The 1,740-nt window shown below is 54.8% G+C and carries 1 protein-coding gene; it reads left to right on the forward strand.

Features of this window, described 5'->3' with window-relative positions:
- Positions 1–14: 14 nt before the first annotated feature.
- Positions 15–1,740, forward strand: a 1,726-nt coding sequence (locus tag ACFVAV_RS35675; protein WP_379040118.1) for an AMP-binding protein, incomplete at its 3' end; no start/stop codon positions are given.

A 1,740-nucleotide genomic window follows, 5' to 3' on the forward strand; every position in this document is an offset into this window, starting at 1 on the left:
GCGCCACTTCTTCGATGGTGTTGCAGTCCGTCTTTGCGACGCTAATGCATAAGCTGGGTGCAGGGAATGACATTCTATTTGGTTCGCCTATCGCGGGGCGGACGGACGCGGCGCTTTCGGAGCTGGTTGGTTTCTTCGTGAATACTTGGGTGCTGCGGGTGGATATCTCGCGGGACCTTCGTTTCGATGAGGTGGTCGAACGTGTTCGAGAAAAGGCGCTGGGCGCATATGAAAATCAAGATCTGCCTTTCGAGCGTTTGATTGAAATGTTGAACCCGGTTCGGACGACTGCTCATCATCCCGTTTTTCAGGTGATGTTTGCGTTGCAGAATAATGATTCTGCGGAATTCGCTATGCCCGGGGTGGACGTCTCTGCGATGCAGGCTGTCACTGGGACCTCCCGGTTCGATGTCACTTTCATTCTGTCTGAAGTGTTCGCGGAAGAGGCGGGCTATGCGGGTTTCATCGAGTACTCGACAGATCTGTTCGAGCGGAGCAGCGTGCAGTCGTTCGCAGACAGGTTCGTTCGGGTTCTCGAACGTGTGGTGCGGGATGGGTCGGTTCGAGTTGGCGCGATAGATGTTCTGAGTTCCGATGAGCGGAATCTGCTGGTTCGCGACTTGAACGAGACGGATCGGCATCTGCCGGTGGGTTCGCTAGTGGAGCTATTCGAGAATTGCGTAGCAGAGCATGCAGATCAGATCGCGGTTTCCGACAAATTCAGAGAATTCTCCTATGCGAGTATCAGTTATCGAGTCGGCGCGCTCAGCGCAGCACTAATCGCTCGAGGGGTCGGGCAAGGATCTGTGGTCGCCGTGGCACTGCCTCGTTCGGCGGATATATTCGCCGTTCTACTTGCGATTTTGAGAACCGGCGCGTGCTACGTGCCGATCGATACCAGGTATCCAAGCGAACGCAACTCCTACATCGTTGAAGATGCACATCCATCGGTCATGATAACCGATACCACCGTCAGCTCTGATGTTGTGGTTCGCGGATCTAACGTCGAGAAAATGTACATAGATCGGTTTGATTTCGACTCGGAGAGTGCTTCTGTCGATAGCTTTCGGCAGTCACTGAGTTGCAATATTCAGCCCGATACGCTCGCTTACATTATGTATACCTCGGGTTCAACAGGAGCACCGAAGGCGGTCGGGGTAACGCATCGTTGCCTTGTCAACGGCCTACTGCAACTGGCGGAAATCATCGGACCAGAGGATATAAAGGCGACCGCTTCCGTGGCGTTCGACGTTTCATTGTTTGAAATGTTCACGCCCATGATCCACGGGCGGCGGGTTGACATCGCTGACACTGTGTTCGACGCCATAGGCGACAGTTCGCGGTTCGAGGGGTTGATCGGCGGCGTGCCGTCGGTCCTGAGAGAGGCCTTGGACGGGGTCTCCGATAGTTTCTCTCCCACTCAGATCATGTTGGCGGGCGAGGCGCTTCAGCCAGATACTTTGAACCGCCTACGGGGAGCGATGCCCGGTGCGCGAATTGTCAACGGATATGGTGCCACCGAGGTCTTCTATTCAACTGTTAGCGTACTTGATGGTGAGTATGCCGACAATGTGCCGATTGGTTTACCAATCGGAAATGTCCAGGTGTACGTTCTCGACGGTGGATTGATGCCAGCAGCTCCTGGTGTGGTGGGGGAGTTGTATTTGGCAGGGTTGATGGCGCGCGGTTATGTTCGTCGGCCTGATCTGACTGCTGTGCGGTTTGTGGCTAATCCGTTCA

The organism is Nocardia sp. NPDC057663, from assembly GCF_042799895.1.
GTDB lineage: Bacteria > Actinomycetota > Actinomycetes > Mycobacteriales > Mycobacteriaceae > Nocardia.